This window comes from Polynucleobacter wuianus (genome assembly GCF_001659725.1).
GTDB lineage: Bacteria > Pseudomonadota > Gammaproteobacteria > Burkholderiales > Burkholderiaceae > Polynucleobacter > Polynucleobacter wuianus.
Genome location: NZ_CP015922.1, coordinates 1,834,136 through 1,850,474, shown reverse-complemented (window position 1 = coordinate 1,850,474; position 16,339 = coordinate 1,834,136). Strand labels below are relative to the sequence as shown.

14 protein-coding genes are annotated in these 16,339 nt (G+C 47.0%); 8 read left to right on the top strand and 6 right to left on the bottom strand.

The annotated features are described in order from the left end of the window. Nucleotides 1-12 precede the first annotated feature (12 nt). A complete protein-coding gene (locus A8O14_RS09545; RefSeq protein ID WP_068949298.1) occupies nucleotides 13-2,376 on the top strand; it encodes a UvrD-helicase domain-containing protein in 2,364 nt (787 codons plus the stop codon). Between the two features lie 11 nt (nucleotides 2,377-2,387). On the opposite strand, the gene A8O14_RS09540 is transcribed toward A8O14_RS09545, so the two are convergent. The 3 genes from A8O14_RS09540 to A8O14_RS09530 are packed head-to-tail and all read right to left on the bottom strand — an operon-like array spanning nucleotide 2,388 to nucleotide 4,575. Next, nucleotides 2,388-3,161, bottom strand: a complete 774-nt coding sequence (locus tag A8O14_RS09540) for a BPSS1780 family membrane protein (RefSeq protein WP_068949297.1) — start codon at nucleotides 3,159-3,161, stop codon at nucleotides 2,388-2,390. After that, nucleotides 3,158-4,135 (bottom strand): homoserine kinase, encoded by a 978-nt coding sequence (locus A8O14_RS09535; protein ID WP_068949296.1) that lies wholly within the window; start codon nucleotides 4,133-4,135, stop codon nucleotides 3,158-3,160. The genes A8O14_RS09540 and A8O14_RS09535 overlap by 4 nt, the downstream gene beginning before the upstream one ends. A 26-nt stretch (nucleotides 4,136-4,161) precedes the next feature. After that, the gene (locus A8O14_RS09530) at nucleotides 4,162-4,575 is read right to left on the bottom strand and encodes a hypothetical protein (protein ID WP_082913164.1); all 414 of its coding nucleotides are present in this window, start codon (nucleotides 4,573-4,575) and stop codon (nucleotides 4,162-4,164) included. Nucleotides 4,576-4,657: 82 nt separating this feature from the next. On the opposite strand from A8O14_RS09530, the gene polA reads away from it, so the two are divergent. Genes polA through A8O14_RS11680 form a run of 3 tightly spaced genes read left to right on the top strand, consistent with a single transcriptional unit; the run spans nucleotide 4,658 to nucleotide 9,171 of the window. After that, nucleotides 4,658-7,483: a DNA polymerase I gene (gene polA / locus A8O14_RS09525; protein ID WP_068949295.1), complete on the top strand. Its 2,826-nt coding sequence runs from the start codon at nucleotides 4,658-4,660 to the stop codon at nucleotides 7,481-7,483. A 23-nt stretch (nucleotides 7,484-7,506) separates the two neighbouring features. Next, nucleotides 7,507-8,391 (top strand): dienelactone hydrolase family protein, encoded by an 885-nt coding sequence (locus A8O14_RS11685; protein WP_068949294.1) that lies wholly within the window; start codon nucleotides 7,507-7,509, stop codon nucleotides 8,389-8,391. A gap of 6 nt (nucleotides 8,392-8,397) precedes the next feature. Beyond that, nucleotides 8,398-9,171: a ZIP family metal transporter gene (locus A8O14_RS11680; protein ID WP_068949293.1), complete on the top strand. Its 774-nt coding sequence runs from the start codon at nucleotides 8,398-8,400 to the stop codon at nucleotides 9,169-9,171. Nucleotides 9,172-9,197: 26 nt separating this feature from the next. Here the strand turns inward: A8O14_RS11680 and A8O14_RS09510 are convergent, their stop codons facing one another. Both A8O14_RS09510 and A8O14_RS09505 read right to left on the bottom strand, forming a co-directional pair. Then, nucleotides 9,198-10,028: a sulfurtransferase gene (locus A8O14_RS09510; RefSeq protein WP_068949292.1), complete on the bottom strand. Its 831-nt coding sequence runs from the start codon at nucleotides 10,026-10,028 to the stop codon at nucleotides 9,198-9,200. A 51-nt stretch (nucleotides 10,029-10,079) separates the two neighbouring features. Next, on the bottom strand, nucleotides 10,080-11,186 hold the full coding sequence (locus tag A8O14_RS09505; RefSeq protein ID WP_068949291.1) for an aromatic ring-hydroxylating oxygenase subunit alpha: 1,107 nt from the start codon (nucleotides 11,184-11,186) through the stop codon (nucleotides 10,080-10,082). Between the two features lie 161 nt (nucleotides 11,187-11,347). Here A8O14_RS09505 and xseB point away from each other — a divergent pair, with 161 nt between their 5' ends. The 4 genes from xseB to folE2 are packed head-to-tail and all read left to right on the top strand — an operon-like array spanning nucleotide 11,348 to nucleotide 15,248. After that, entirely contained in the window at nucleotides 11,348-11,581 is a 234-nt protein-coding gene (gene xseB, locus A8O14_RS09500; RefSeq protein ID WP_068949290.1) for an exodeoxyribonuclease VII small subunit, read from the top strand. Continuing rightward, entirely contained in the window at nucleotides 11,582-12,478 is an 897-nt protein-coding gene (locus A8O14_RS09495) for a polyprenyl synthetase family protein (RefSeq protein ID WP_068949289.1), read from the top strand. Between the two features lie 15 nt (nucleotides 12,479-12,493). Then, on the top strand, nucleotides 12,494-14,395 hold the full coding sequence (dxs, locus tag A8O14_RS09490) for a 1-deoxy-D-xylulose-5-phosphate synthase (RefSeq protein ID WP_068949288.1): 1,902 nt from the start codon (nucleotides 12,494-12,496) through the stop codon (nucleotides 14,393-14,395). Between the two features lie 25 nt (nucleotides 14,396-14,420). Beyond that, complete coding sequence (gene folE2, locus A8O14_RS09485) at nucleotides 14,421-15,248, top strand: GTP cyclohydrolase FolE2 (RefSeq protein WP_068949287.1); 828 nt, start codon at nucleotides 14,421-14,423, stop codon at nucleotides 15,246-15,248. A gap of 6 nt (nucleotides 15,249-15,254) precedes the next feature. On the opposite strand, the gene tsaD is transcribed toward folE2, so the two are convergent. Further along, a complete protein-coding gene (gene tsaD / locus A8O14_RS09480; RefSeq protein WP_068949286.1) occupies nucleotides 15,255-16,328 on the bottom strand; it encodes a tRNA (adenosine(37)-N6)-threonylcarbamoyltransferase complex transferase subunit TsaD in 1,074 nt (357 codons plus the stop codon). Between the last annotated feature and the right edge of the window lie 11 nt (nucleotides 16,329-16,339).

The following is a 16,339-nucleotide window of genomic DNA, read 5'->3' as shown; positions in this document are numbered from 1 at the left end:
ATAATTGGGCTGATGTACTCAGACTTGCTCGCGAACCTCAATCCAGAACAGCGCGAGGCAGTGACCCTCCCGCCTGTTAATTCAAATGGCCAAGCCCAATCAGCCCTTATTTTGGCTGGCGCTGGTAGCGGTAAGACGCGCGTTCTGACTACCCGTATAGCCTGGCTAATCCAAACAGGTCAGGTGTCCCCTATCGGTGTCCTAGCAGTCACCTTTACGAACAAAGCAGCTAAAGAGATGATGGTGCGTCTGAGCGCCATGTTGCCCATTAATACTCGCGGTATGTGGATTGGCACCTTCCACGGCCTTTGCAATCGTTTGTTGCGTGCCCACCATAAAGAAGCAGGCTTGCCATCCACCTTCCAAATTTTGGATACCCAGGACCAACTTTCAGCCATTAAGCGTCTTTTGAAGGGTCTGAAGGTTGATGATGAAAAGTATCCGCCCAAGCAATTGCAGTACTTTATTGCACACGCCAAAGAGCGTGGTCAACGTGCCAAAGATTTATCGGTGGGAGATGATTTCCAGGCGAAGATGGCACAGCTCTATGCTGCCTACGATGAGCAGTGCCAGCGTGAAGGTGTGGTTGATTTTGCAGAATTACTCTTACGCAGTTATGAATTGCTTAAAGACAGCGAACCCATTCGTACACATTATCAAGAGCGTTTCCGTCACATTCTAATTGATGAGTTTCAAGATACCAATGCTTTGCAATACGCTTGGCTCAAGTTGCTCTCCGGACATGATGCTAGTAAAGTGAATGTCAGTGGTATGGGTAGTAGTTCTGTATTTGCGGTGGGTGATGACGATCAAAGTATTTATGCATTCCGTGGTGCGGACGTTGAGAACATGCGCCTCTATGAGAAGCAATTTCATCCACTCTTAGTAAAGCTTGAGCAAAACTATCGCTCGCATGGCCATATTCTGGATACTGCTAATCATCTAATTGCAAATAACTCGGAGCGCCTTGGAAAAAACCTGCGAACCGATGCGGGGCATGGCGAGCCAGTCCGTATCTATGAGGCACCAAGTGATCACGCTGAAGCGGCTTGGCTCGTTGATGAGATCAAAGCGCTGATTAATAGCGGAATCCGCCGCACAGAAGTAGCTTTGCTCTATCGCAGTAATGCGCAGTCACGCATTATTGAGCACGCACTGTTCTCAGCGGGCATTCCGTATCGCGTATATGGTGGTTTACGATTCTTTGAGCGTGCTGAGATTAAACATGCTCTAGCTTATTTGCGTTTGCTGGAGAATCCAAACGACGACACTTCATTCTCTCGAGTTGTGAATTTCCCAACTAGAGGTATTGGTGCAAGATCGATCGAAGCACTGCAAGATGCAGCTAGAGCACAGCAATGCTCTTTGTATTCAGCTGCATCGTCTCTCGAAGGCAAAGCCGGCGCAGCATTGGCTGGATTCATTCGCTTAGTGGATCACATGCGCGAAGCAACTCGTCACAATACTTTGCCTGAAACGGTGGAGTTTGTGATTCAGCACAGTGGCCTGATTCAGCACTACCTTTCTGAACGCGAAGGCCAAGACCGCGTAGAAAACTTACAAGAATTGATTAATGCTGCCACAGCCTTTATTGCAGAAGAGGGTTACGGACAAGATGCTGCGGCTGCGATGCTACCGGGTGAGAATGCTCCTGGTGTTGTTGAAGTTTCTCCATTAGCAGCTTTCTTATCTCATGCTTCCCTAGAGGCGGGTGACAATCAGGCTCAGGCTGGCCAGGATGCTGTTCAGTTGATGACGGTACATTCTGCTAAAGGCTTGGAGTTTACCTCTGTCTTTATTACTGGGCTTGAGGAAGGATTATTTCCGCATGAGAACAGCATCAATGAGCAAAATGGTCTCGAAGAAGAGCGTCGTTTGATGTATGTGGCAATTACTCGCGCTAAGGAACGTCTCTATTTGTCGCATACCCAATCACGCATGCTGCATGGTCAAGTGCGCTACAACATGCCTTCTCGCTTCTTGGAAGAATTGCCATCAGATTCGTTGAAATGGCTAACACCCAAAGCAAAAGATGCGCGTTGGGGTGGCAGCACTAGATCAGGTTCAACTTGGCAAGATGGCTATACCCGCCAGCGAGAATATGAGTCGAATGATTTTTTTGACTCGGGCAGTGAACGTCAAAGACCTGCTAAACGAGTAGGCTCCGCATCTATGGAAGTGAAACGCTTAGCATCACCCCCACGAGGCGATTACCCATTCAAGATTGGTCAAAATGTCTTCCATACCAAGTTTGGTGAAGGTCGTGTCACCGGCCTAGAAGGTGTTGATGCAGATGCTCGTGCGCAAGTGAGCTTTAAGCGTCACGGTGTCAAGTGGCTACAACTGAGTATTGCCAAGCTTGCCGCGATTGATTGAGCTGCGAAAAACTAAACTACTATTTCATCTTCAGTAAAGCACGCTTTCCAAGTTGCGTAGAAAGAACAGTGCATTACCGTTAGACCAGCCATCGAGATGGGGGCAATGATAAATGACGCTGCTTGACCAAAATCGAGCGCATCAAACAACATGCCAATCGTCAACGGAATGGCAATTAGTACTGCGCTCCAAATGGCAAGATAGAAAAAGAATGCTGCCTTATTAGTCCAACAAGCCAGCCAGCTAGAAAAGAGCGCTTGAGGAACCGACATATCTGCCCAAGCAACCAAGACTGGTGAGAACCACATTAGCATAGCGACTGGAATGTAGAGGATGGCCCCAAAGAAAAGCACTAAATAGATTTGACGTAGCGCTTCAGGCGAAATGACTTTGTCGCCAGTCATGAGGGGAAGCAACAATTCAAAATCGACTAAGAGGCTCAAAATCAAACTGAGCAACAGAATGAGTGCAGCGTAAATTAGACCCAACTGCAACATACGTTTACGAACCAATACACCTGATTGCAGAGCAATCAAATACACCATCGGGCGGATACGTTCTTTTTGAATCGCTTGACGACAGGCTGTCATGAAGCCCACCGACAGAGTTGGCGTTAAGAGCAGCACTGCAAACACGCCGACTACAGGGATGATGACTGCGAGTTGAGCAGTAAAGACATACATAAAAACCAACATCAAAAAACCCAGTGGGTTTTGCTTGAAGAGCCAGATGCCTTGTCTAATCCAGGCATAGCCTTCCTTGGGGGCGACAGAATTGAGTTTCATAAAGAGCGGCGACTGAGCAAAATGCTCTCAAAGTGAGTTGGATCGTGTGGGGTCAGCATTTGTGCATCGCGTGGTAAATAGAAATCCCACAGACGAGACACCCAGAAGCGTAGCGCAGCGGCGCGCACCATGAGCGGCCAACTTGCTTGCTCTTCTTTGCTTAAGGGGCGCACAGATTGATAAGCCTGCATGAGGGCATCAAAACGCACAGGATCAAGATCTTGTTTATTCTCAGCCAGACACCAGTCATTCACGGTGACAGCAAGATCGAATAGCCACTTATCTGTACCTGCGAAATAAAAATCAAAGAAGCCGCCGAGTTGATCTTTGCTGGTATCGGTAGAACCTTGTGAATCAAATAAGACATTATCTCTAAAGAGATCACAATGACTTGCACCTTGTGGCAGCATATCGTAATTGCTGGATGTAAAAAAAGCTTCTTGTGTAGCCAGCTCATGAGTGAGCAAATCTTTTTGTGCTGAATTTAAGTGTGGCAATACCAAAGGAATTGTTTCTTGCCACCAGCTAAGGCTGCGAAGATTTTCTTGTGATTTTGGAAAGTCTTTTCCAGCTAAATGCATCTTTGCCAGCATCTCACCAACCATGGCGCAATGTTTTGCCTCAGGTTGCATGCGGGATAGACCCGGCAACTTGCTCACAATCGCTGCCGGCTTGCCTTTGAGGGAAAATAGAATTTCTCCCTGATTATTTTCAATTGGCTTGGGAACGGGTACGCCCTTGTTGGCCAAGTGACGCATTAACTCAAGGTAGTAGGGTAGTTGCTCTGCGGATAAGCGCTCAAAGATGGTTAGAACATATTCTTGCTTCTTGCCATCTTTCACAGTATCTAAAAAGAAATTCGAGTTTTCAATTCCACCATGAATACCGCGTATCTTAGTCGCCTCACCAATCTTGAAATTTTGCGAGATCCATGCAGTGATATCGCTCAGTTCAACGGGGGTAAATACAGCCATAAAGCAGTAACTATTCTTTTTATTTCTTACTGAATCGGAATGCTAATGCTAGGTACGCTTATGAGTGCGCCTTCACCGGATGGAGGTCCAGGCATTACGGAGTCTGGAGGTGACATCTCATAGGTGGTGTACTTAGTTTTGACCTGTACCTGGGTTGGACTATTGGCATCCTTGTATTCGGTAATCTCAGTACCGGTAGCTTCTTTGTGCTGAAAGCTTGGTTTGCGGGATTCAGGACTGCTCATGACGCCTGCTGGACTAACGGTTGGAGCCAACGGTTGATTGTTAATTCGGTTGAGCTCAGATTGGCTTAGGGCTTGGCTGGTATTCTGAGCTTGCGCCGACCCCACTCCAAAGAGGCTAAAAACCACCAAAAAGCTCATGAGAGCAAGGCTTTGGCTGAGGGTATGGCTAATTAAGTTTGTTAGAGCATGCATCATTTTTCACCTTTTTTGGCCTACTCTCGGACGGTTCTTTAACCAGACCTGTAGGCAATTCATAACTAGATTGTACGATTGCGGTATGACTAAACATAGACTCTTGTTGGTAGACGGCTCTAGCTACCTCTATCGCGCCTTTCATGCCATGCCAGACCTCAGAAATGGGGCTGGAGAGCCTACTGGCGCCATATATGGCATGGTGAATATGATGCGCCGAGCTAGATCCGAGCTCAAGGCAGACCATATTGCCTGCGTTTTTGATGCCAAGGGCAAGACTTTTCGGGATGAAATGTACTCCGAGTACAAGGCTCACCGCTCCCCTATGCCAGAGGATCTGGTCAAACAAATCGAGCCCATACACATGATGGTTAAAGCTTTGGGTTGGCCGGTCTTAATGATCTCAGGAGTGGAGGCCGATGATGTGATCGGCACTCTCGCGTGTCAAGCTACTCAAGCGGGTTGGGAAACGATTATCTCCACTGGCGATAAAGATCTAGCGCAGTTAGTCAATTCTTCGGTCACGCTCATCAACACGATGACAAATGAGAGGTTGGATATTGAGGGTGTAAAAGAAAAATTTGGCGTGCCCCCTGAACTCATCGTCGATTATTTATCTATCATCGGTGATGCCGTGGATAACGTACCTGGTGTTCCTAAGGCGGGACCCAAAACTGCTAACAAGTGGTTAGCAGAGTTTGGAAATCTTGATAACTTGATGGCTAATGCAGATCAAGTGAAAGGTGTTGTTGGAGAAAATCTTCGCGCAACTTTAGATTGGTTGCCGCAAGCTCGTCAACTGATCACCGTAAAAACGGATTGTGATTTATCGCCCCATTTGCCTGGCTTAGATGATTTACATGCTAAGTCTGAAGATGCTGCTTTGCTAAGGGAGTTATTTGAGCGTTATGCCTTTAAGACCTGGTTGCGCGATGTGGAAAAACAGCTGATAAGCCCAGCAGATATAGCCTCCGAAGCACCTAGCTTTGATCTGGCTGGTAGCCCAATCACTAGTAGTTCAGAAGAAAGCGACCCTAAAAAATCACGCGTTATTGCCAGTGCTCCGACTAAAGTACTGTCACAAGATACAACTGATCTACAAGGTGCGATTGAGCGCAACTACGAGTGCGTAACAGATGAAACTGCTTTAGAAAAGTGGTTTAAAAAGATTGAGGCTGCGCAGCTGACTGCAGTTGATACAGAAACAACTAGCTTAGATGCATTGGCTGCTGAACTGGTTGGCATCTCACTGTCAGTAAAACCAGGCGAAGCTTGCTACATTCCAGTAGCGCATCGTAATGGCGAAGTACAACTCAATCGTGATGCTGTACTTGCAAAATTAAAACCTTGGCTAGAAAGCACAAGTCGTTTAAAGGTTGGGCAAAACTTAAAGTACGACGCCCATATTTTCGCTAACTATGGAATTACTCTAGGCGGTGTTGCATTTGATACCTTGCTTGAGTCCTACGTTTTGGAGTCACATCTTCCGCACAATATGGACAGTTTGGCCGAGCGCCATTTGGGCATGAAGACCATTCGATACGAAGAGGTGTGCGGCAAAGGTGTTCACCAAATCGGTTTTGATCAGGTGGATCTCAAGATCGCTACGGACTATGCAGCTGAGGATGCTGACATTACTTTGCGCCTGCAACTGGAGCTTTGGCCACAAATCCAAGAGAGTCCAGGCTTGCTCTATGTCTATGAAAAGATTGAAATACCGGCGATGCGCGTATTGGGAATCATGGAACGTAATGGCATTCGGATTGATTCAGTTTTATTGGCTAAACAGGGGCAGCAGGTTGGCAAGCGTCTTTTAGAGCTTGAAGGCGAGATTCATCAACTGGCAGGACAGCCATTCAACATTCAATCACCCAAACAAATAGCTGAAATTCTTTTTGTCCAACTCGAGTTGCCCGTCATTAAGAAAACGCCATCGGGCGCGCCTTCAACGGATGAAGAGGTTTTGCAAAAATTGGCTGAGGACTATCCATTGCCAGCACGCATCTTGGATTACCGTAGCTTGGCTAAGCTGATGTCAACCTATATAGAGAAGCTTCCCCGAATGGCTGACCCCAAAACAGGTCGCGTGCATACCAACTTCTCGCAAGCAACCGCAGTCACTGGCCGCTTGGCATCGAGTGACCCGAACTTACAAAATATTCCCGTGCGCACAGAAGAAGGTCGTCGTATCCGGGAAGCATTTGTTCCAGCAGATGGTTGCAAGTTGTTATCTGCCGACTATTCGCAAATTGAGCTACGTATCATGGCGCACATTGCTGAGGATGAAAATCTTCTTGCCGCATTTAGAGATGGCAAGGATGTTCACCAAGCAACCGCTGCAGAGATTTTTGGTATCCCATTAGAGGATGTCAATTCAGAACAACGTCGATATGCCAAGGTCATTAACTTTGGCCTCATTTATGGCATGAGTGCCTTTGGTTTAGCGGGCAACTTGGGCATTGAACGTTCTGCTGCGCAAAACTATATTGCGAAATATTTCGATCGTTACCCAGGCGTTGCGCAATATATGGAGCGCACACGTTTGGAGGCTAGAGAAAATGGCTACGTGGAAACCGTTTTTGGTAGGCGCCTCTGGTTACCTGAAATTAAGGGTTCAAATGGACCGCGTCGTCAGGGTGCTGAGCGTGCTGCTATTAATGCGCCAATGCAAGGAACTGCTGCCGACCTAATTAAATTGGCAATGATTGCCGTTGAAGATTGGCTCGAAAAGGAGCAACTCAAGACCAAGCTCCTATTGCAGGTGCATGACGAATTGGTATTTGATGTTCCTTTTAATGAAATCGACCTATTGCAAGCAAAGTTGCCTAATTTGATGTGCAATGTGGCTCAATTGAAGGTACCTTTGGTTGTCAGTATTGGGATTGGCGATAATTGGGAAGAAGCACACTAGAAATTAGCAGGGAGACAAGCATCATGAGCAATCAGATACAAAACAGCAGAAGAAACTTTATGAAAACCTCAGTTGCTAACGTAACTGTGGTAACAACTATGGGCGTTGGCTTTGTCGCAGCTTCTGATCCGGTATTGGCTACAGCCATTGAGACGGATTTCAAAGGCATACAAGCGAGTGAGCAAATGATTCCGATTGGCAGCTTTCAGCTGCCAGCCTATGTATCACGACCCGAAAAGGTAAAAGGCAATTTGCCAATCATCATCGTTGTGAGTGAAATCTTCGGCGTACATGAATACATTGCTGATGTCACACGACGTTTTGCAAAATTAGGTTATCTCGCGATTGCTCCTGAGTTCTTTACTCGTGCAGGTGACCCCAATACTTACGGCACTATTGCTGAGATTCAGTCAAACATCGTTGCTAAGACTCCCGATGCTCAAGTCTTAAATGATTTGCAAGGAGCTTTGGTCTGGGCCGGAAAAAATGGTGGCGATCTTAAGCGTGTTGGTGTTACTGGTTTTTGCTGGGGCGGTCGCATTACTTGGTTGTCTGCCACTTTGCCGCAAGTAAAAGCCGGTGTGGCTTGGTACGGTCGAGTCATTGGCGAAAAAACGGAAAACAGTCCACGTCATCCAGTCGACCTTGCAGCTGATTTGAAGGCGCCAGTACTCGGCCTATATGGTGGTGCTGATACTGGGATCTCGTTGGAGAGCGTGGATCAAATGCGCGCAGCCCTTGCGCAAGCAGCTCCAAAAAACCCTGCAGCCAAAGCATCCTTGATTGAAGTTTATCCAGATGCGCCACACGCTTTTCATGCAGATTATCGCGCAAGCTATCGCGAAAGTCCTGCTAAAGATGGCTGGGAAAAGTGCATCGCTTGGTTCAAGAAAATGGGCGTAGCGTAATTCTTCATGACGGTTTTACAAAGCATCCTCTTAGTCACGGCGTTAGCGGGTACTGCAAGCGTGTTAGTTGCCGCCAGTTGTTCGTTGGCGCTGTTATCTAAGATGGTGAACAACATGGTGAGTTTGTCAGTGGGTATTCTGCTGGCTACTGCCTTGTTGCACTCATTGCCCGAGGCATTCAATATTCCGGGCACTAATCCCCAGTTCTTATTTGCAACTTTATTAGCTGGGCTATTGGGATTTTTCTTATTAGAGAAAATTGCCTTATTACGTCACGATCATCATCATGAGGGCGATGGTCATCACCATCATGATGGGCACGATGCAGAGAATGCTGGCCGTAGTGGCTGGATGATTTTGGTTGGCGATGGCATTCATAACTTTGTCGATGGTATTTTGATTGCTGCCGCTTTTATGGCGGACTACCAGGTTGGTATCTTTACTGCGATTGCCATCATTGCCCACGAGATTCCACAAGAGATTGGCGACTTTATCGTTCTACTCAATGCGGGCTTCTCCCGCACTCGCGCATTGCTCTATAACTTTATCTGCGGCTTGTCTGCTGTGGTTGGCGGGGTGCTGGCGTATTTCTTCTTAGAGCGTGCGCATGCGGCAATGCCTTACTTGCTCGTGATTGCTTCAAGCAGCTTTATTTACATTGCAGTTAGCGATTTGATTCCGCAAATGCATCGTCGCCCACACTGGGCTGAGTCACTACGTCAAACAGTATTGATTGCTTGCGGTGTAGGGTTCGTGATCCTGCTATCCCTACTGCATTAATTAAGAGCTAACCTTTAAAACTTATATTAAGTTTCAATAGGTCTGCTAGAGTCTGCACACCATTCGCTCCAACTGCCTGCATATAGGCGAGAACCTTTTAGCCCAGCAATCTCCATTGCGAGTAAGTTGTGACAAGCGGTAACGCCGGATCCACATTGATGAATCACTTCGGCTGGTTTGATGGGGCCTAGTAATTCAACAAAATCTTTAAAGAGTTGTTCGGCAGGTTTGAATGCTGTGGCAGATAGATTGCCTTTAAAGAATCGGTTAATTGCGCCAGGTATATGTCCGCCAATCGGGTCTAAGGTTTCATTCTGACCCTGAAAGCGATCATTAGCGCGGGCATCAAGAACGGTATTTTTCTTTGTTTGTAGATTGCTCACAACTTCATCAACCAAAACTAAGCCAACATAAGGCCTAGGCTCAATTGCTTGTAGTGTTGGGGTAGGTTGGCGTGGCACTGTGCTCATCGGGCCATTCCAGGCATCGAGTCCGCCATCTAGAACCTGAACATTGGCATGACCAGTGGCCTTGAGCATCCACCAGAGGCGACTTGCATAGACTGAACCTTGTTTGTCATAGGCAACAACTAAAGTATTTGGGCTAATGCCAAGGCGGGTTTTGGTTTTTGCCCAAGCTTGCGGAGTAGGTAGGGGATGTCTGCCATTTGTGCCAGTTTTGCTGCTCGACATGTCATGATCAAGGTCAACATAAATTGCTCCAGGAATATGGCTTTCTTCGTAAGCTTTTTTGCCGGCAAGGGGATCGACTAAATCAAAGCGGCAATCACAGAGCAAAACATTTTCGCCACTATTAATGATTTCTTCTAACTGGTTTGCGGTAATTAGAGGAGTCATGATGCTTCCTATGTTGTGGTGGCGAAGGGTTTATTAAAGCTACTGTCTAGATTATGCGCCTTGAAAGTTCATTGCACGACGGTACCATTCATGAAAATGCTGCATACCGTCTTCCATCGGGCTTTGATAGGGGCCAACTTCGTTAACGCCACGGGCAAGAAGTGCGGCTCTACCTTGATCCATACGTTCGGCGATTTCATCATCCTCGATGCAGGTTTCCATATAGGCGGCGCGCTCAGCTTCTACAAACTCACGCTCGAATAGAGCAATTTCTTCAGGGTAGTAGAACTCAACGATATTGCGAGTCTTGTTGATACCCATAGGATGCAAGGTGGATACGCAGAGAACACCTGGATACCACTCTACCATCACATTGGGATAGTAAGTGAGCCAGATAGCTCCATGGCGTGGGGCTTTGCCGCCATATTGTCGCAGCACTGCCTCATGCCAATTTTTATAAGTTGGAGAGCCTGGTTTCTGTAGATCTTTATGAATGCCGACGGTTTGGACGCTATGCCAATCACCGAATTCCCATTGCAAATCTTCGCAAGAAACAAACTTACCTAAGCCAGGATGAAATGGGACAACATGGTAGTCCTCAAGATAGACCTCAATAAAAGTTTTCCAGTTGTAGTTGCAATCATGAACTTCAACATGGTCAAGTAGGTAACCATCAAATTTAAGGTCGTCAGCAACGCCGAGTTTGGCAAGATCATTACGTACATCACGTGGACCTTCGAACAATAGGCCTTGCCAATTTTGTAGGGGCGACTTGCCAAGATTTAAGCAAGGCTTATCTTCAAAATGCGGTGCGCCTAATAAATTGCCGCTTAAGTCATAAGTCCAGCGATGCAATGGGCAAACAATATTGTCAGCTTTACCTTTGCCGTTGAGCATCAATGCTTGACGATGACGGCAAACGTTGGATAAGAGTTCAACACCCTCGTGATTGTGAACGAGGATGCGACCTTCGTTTTCTGCGCTTAATGTTTGATACGAGCCAATTTCAGGCACCATGAGTTCGTGGCCAACATAGCCAGGCCCCTGCTTAAAAAGCAGTTCAATTTCCCGCCGATACAAGTCAGCGTCAAAATATGCCGAAACCGGCAGTTGTAGATTGGACGGCGCAAGCTTCTGCGCGGTAGCCAGATTAGTCATTCTCCCCACCCCCGAAAACGTCAGCCGAAGCTAAGCGGAATAACCAATCCAACCATCGACGGATCGATATTGGAAAGGAAGGGATGGATTATAACCATCCAAGGGGTTTCTCGCTTTAATATGTAGGGCTATCCGTGTGGGAATTACAAAGGAAACCGCTTATGCCAGCCAAGAAGTCAGAAAGTCAAAAACTAGGCCTTGAGGTCCAAATCGACCCAGATCTTCGCTATGAGCAAGCGGTGAAAGAGCTTGAAAAGCTCATTTCTGACATGGAGTCTGGCAAATTTTCCTTAGAAGAGACCTTGCTGGCTTATCAACGTGGCGCCGCTTTACTCAAACATTGTCAAGGAGTGCTTGCACAAGTAGAGCAGCAAGTGCGCGTATTCGAGGCTTAATTGAGCGCTACTTTGCAATTTCAAGATTGGATTGCTGCTCACTCTGGGCGCACCGAATCTGCTTTAGATCGTTTGCTTGATTCTGCGCAAACGACGCCGCATCGTTTGCACGAAGCGATGCGTTATGCAGCGCAAGGTGGGGGTAAACGCATTCGTCCGCTGTTGGTTTATGCAGCCGGTCAACTTGGTGATGGCAAAGAAAATACTGAAGCATTAGATGCGGCTGCAGTAGCGATCGAATGTATTCATGCGTATTCCTTAGTACATGATGATTTGCCTTGCATGGACGATGATGATTTGCGTCGTGGTAGACCAACTGTTCATAAAGCTTTTGATGAGGCTACTGCATTATTGGTTGGCGATGCCTTGCAAACACGTGCCTTTGAAATTTTGGCTAATGCAAACGGTGACGCTAACAGTAAATTGCGCATGATTAGCGCTTTAGCAGCAGCCTCTGGCTCGCGTGGCATGGCTGGTGGCCAAGCCATTGACTTAGAAAGCATTGGTAAGAAGTTGGATCTTTCGGGTTTGCAACAAATGCACGCGATGAAGACGGGCGCTTTGTTAGCTTGCGCAGTTGAATTGGGTGGAATCGCTGCCAATCTCAATGCAAGTCAATTAGAACAATTGCAAAAATACGCCAAAGCCCTGGGCTTAGCATTTCAGATTGTGGATGATGTACTTGACGCCACAGCCGATAGTCAAACCCTTGGAAAAACCGCTGGTAAGGATGCTGCCAATGACAAGCCAACCTATGTCACCTTGATGGGTTTAGACTATGCACAGAAACAGGCTAAAGAATTGCAAGAAACCGCTATCAGTAGCCTTGATGGTTTTGGTGAAAAAGCGCAAGCCTTAAAAGATTTGGCTCTGTTGGTTGTCAATAGAGCCAAATGACACAAATTAGATGCAATGACTTTATATTCTATTAATTCTCCTGATGATCTGAAAAAACTTTCTCGCGAAGAGTTGCCTGCTCTGGCGGATGAGTTGCGCCAGTTTGTTTTGGACTCTGTCTCGAAGACGGGTGGGCATTTGTCTTCCAACTTGGGCACAGTAGAGTTATCGATTGCTTTGCATTACGTATTTGATACCCCGCGTGATCGCATCGTGTGGGATGTGGGCCATCAAAGCTACCCGCACAAAATTTTGACTGGTCGCCGTGAGCGCATGAGTACTCTACGTCAGTTCAAGGGCTTATCAGGGTTTCCACATCGCACTGAAAGCGAATTCGATGCGTTTGGTACGGGCCATTCATCGACCAGCATTTCTGCAGCGATGGGTATGGCACGCGCATTTCAAACCAAGGGCGAACGTCAGGTAGCGGTTGCAGTGATTGGCGACAGTGCCATGACCGGCGGCATGGCCTTTGAGGCGATGAATAACGCTGGCGTCTATGACGACCTGCCCCTCGTGGTGATTCTCAATGACAACGATATGTCGATCTCTCCAGCGGTGGGCGCACTCAATCGCCATCTAGCGAGATTGCTCAGCGGCAATATTTACTCTGCAACTAAAAAAGGTATTGATAGTGTTCTGTCGATTGCGCCACCGTTGCGTGAGTTTGCTAAACGCCTAGAGGATCATGCCAAGGGTATGGTCTCACCATCAACCATCTTCCAAGAATTTGGGTTTAACTACTTTGGCCCTATAGATGGCCACGACTTAGATGCCTTAATTCCAATGTTGCAGAACGTAAAACGTTTGGCGCTTGAAGGGCGCGGCCCACAGTTCTTACATGTTGTAACTAAAAAAGGTCAAGGCTATGAGTTGGCTGAGGCTGATCCTGTTCTGTATCACGGACCCAGTAAATTTAATCCGGAAGAGGGTGTCAAGAAGTCAGTCGCCAGCAAGAAAACCTTTACTCAAGTATTTGGTGAATGGCTCTGCGATATGGCACACGCTGATCCGTTGTTGGTTGGCATTACTCCAGCTATGCGTGAGGGTTCTGGCCTGGTTGAATTTGAAAAGAATTTCCCTAAACGCTATTATGACGTCGGTATTGCCGAACAACATGCAGTGACTTTTGCGGCGGGTATGGCATGCGAAGGAATGAAGCCAGTTGTTGCAATCTATTCCACATTCTTGCAACGCGCTTACGATCAATTGATTCATGACGTTGCTTTACAAGACTTGCCTGTATTGTTCGCGCTCGATCGTGCTGGCCTAGTAGGTGCGGATGGAGCAACCCATGCTGGCGCCTATGACATCCCATTCTTACGTTGTATTCCGAATATGTTGGTGATGACACCAGCAGACGAAGCAGAGTGCCGTGATTTATTAACAACTGCATTCCATCAGCCGCATCCAAGTGCCGTGCGTTATCCACGTGGTTCTGGTGTTGGCGCTATTCCATCTGCTGAGTTGCGTACATTGCCATTGGGTAGGGGTGAGATTCGTCGTAAATCGAATGCATCCCTTGGACAGCGTGTAGCAATCTTGGCATTTGGTACTTTGCTGTATCCAGTGCTAGAAGTCGCTGAAGGCATTAATGCAACAGTTGCCAATATGCGTTTTGTAAAACCACTCGATATTGATCTCATCAAATTCTTGGCTGAGAATCACGACTATTTTGTAACGATTGAAGATGGCGCGATTGTTGGTGGCGCTGGAAGCGCATGTCTTGAAGCGCTCTCCAGTCTTGGTATTAACAAGCCCCTATTGCAGTTAGGTCTTCCTGATGAATTTATTGAGCATGGCGACTATCAACTGCTAATGACCAAGTGTGGCCTAGATGTAGAGGGCATTACAAACTCCATTAAAAGGCGTTTTCCTGCGTTATTAATGGCAAATTCGGTGATTTCAGGCAAATAAGATCGTTTTGCTTGAAAATAGCGTCATGAATGACATGAACCCAGCCTTTCTCAAAGCCAGTGCAATGCCTGACGTGCAGTCCACTTTGGACGAGCGCGCATTGCCCATTGAGCAAGTCGGCATTCGTGGCGTACGTCACCCATTGACAATTCGAAGTGCAACTGGAAACTTTCCATCGGTTGGTACTTTTGAGATGGATGTGGCATTGCCAGCTCATGTCAAAGGTACGCATATGTCGCGTTTCATGGCCTTGTTACAAAAGCAAGAGCATGCGGTCGATAGCACTACCGTAGTAGCGCTTGTTCAAGAGATGTTGCCTTTGCTTGATGCTAAGGAAGGTCATGTGCAATTTACTTACACACACTTTGTGAAAAAAGCAGCGCCAGTTTCTGGTGTTGAAAGCCTAATGGATTACGAAGTGACTTGGATGGCTACTGCCAAACAAAACACCGCTGGTAATACTGATGTTGAATTGGGCTTACGTGCGCAAGTACCTGTGATGAGTTTGTGTCCTTGCTCAAAAGAGATCTCTGAGTTTGGTGCACACAATCAACGTTCCCATGTCACGATGACAGTAGCGCTTGATTCTAAAACTCAAATGACTGTAGAAGATTTAGTAGCCGCCGCTGAGAGCGAGGCTTCCAGTGAGCTTTGGGGATTGCTCAAGCGTCCTGATGAGAAGTGGGTCACTGAGCATTCTTATAGCAATCCAAAATTTGTAGAAGATTTAGTGCGTGATGTCGCTGGTAATCTTAAGGCTGATCAGCGCATTCGATCCTTTGTGGTTGAGGCAGAGAACTTCGAGTCTATTCACAACCACAGCGCATTTGCACGCATCAGCCACAAGAAATAAAGCAAACTAAACTAAGTTATCGCTTTGCAAATCCCAACGGGGTTTGATATCAAAGGCTCCAGAAGTTGTGGAGCCATTATTTTTGGCAAGCATACGTAGCGCACCTGCAAAAGCAATCATCACCCCGTTATCAGTACATAACTCCAGTGGTGGGTAGTGCACTTCAAAGCCATTTTTTTTTGCCTTGTCATTCAGAGCATTGCGTAATTGCAAGTTCGCCCCTACGCCACCAGCAAGTACTAGATGTTTGTAGCCAGTTTGCTTGAGCGCTTTCTCGGACTTGCTGACTAAGACTGCAACAATGGCGTCTACAAAACTTCTTGCGAGGTCTGCATGAAACTGCGTTACCTCAGCAGGGTTGGAAATATTTTTCTCTTCAAACTTTTTGACTTGATTGAGAACTGCTGTCTTTAATCCCGAGAAAGAAAAATCCAAATCACCTGAATGCAGCATCGGCTTGGGTAGATCAAAAATTCCGACATGACCCTGTTCTGCCAATTTAGAAATTGCAGCGCCGCCGGGGTAATCGAGGCCCAATAATTTGGCTGTCTTGTCGAAGGCTTCGCCAGCAGCGTCATCCAAGGATTCGCCCAAAAGTTCATATTGGCCAATACCAGAGACTTTCATGAGCTGGGTGTGGCCGCCTGAGACAAGGAGGGCAATAAAGGGAAATTGTGGTGCCGTTTGGCCTAAAAGCGGAGAAAGTAGGTGACCTTCGAGGTGATGAACCCCAATGGACGGTAAATTCAGGCCTTGAGCGAGGGATTTAGCAAAAGCGCTACCGACCAATAGAGCGCCGGCTAGACCAGGCCCTTGGGTAAAGGCTACAGCATCAATATCTGCTAATTTCAGGCCAGATTGGGCTAAAGATTGGTCTAAAAGGGGTAAAACACGGCGAACATGGTCTCTTGAGGCGAGCTCTGGAACTACACCCCCATAATCTCGGTGCATGGCGATCTGAGAGTGCAAACCCTGGCCTAGAATGCCCTGGAATGCAGGTTTTCCCTCTTCCCAAGGGGCTGTGTTGTATAAAGCCACCCCAGTTTCGTCACAAGAAGTTTCTATTCCTAAAACAATCATTTTTTTGCTTA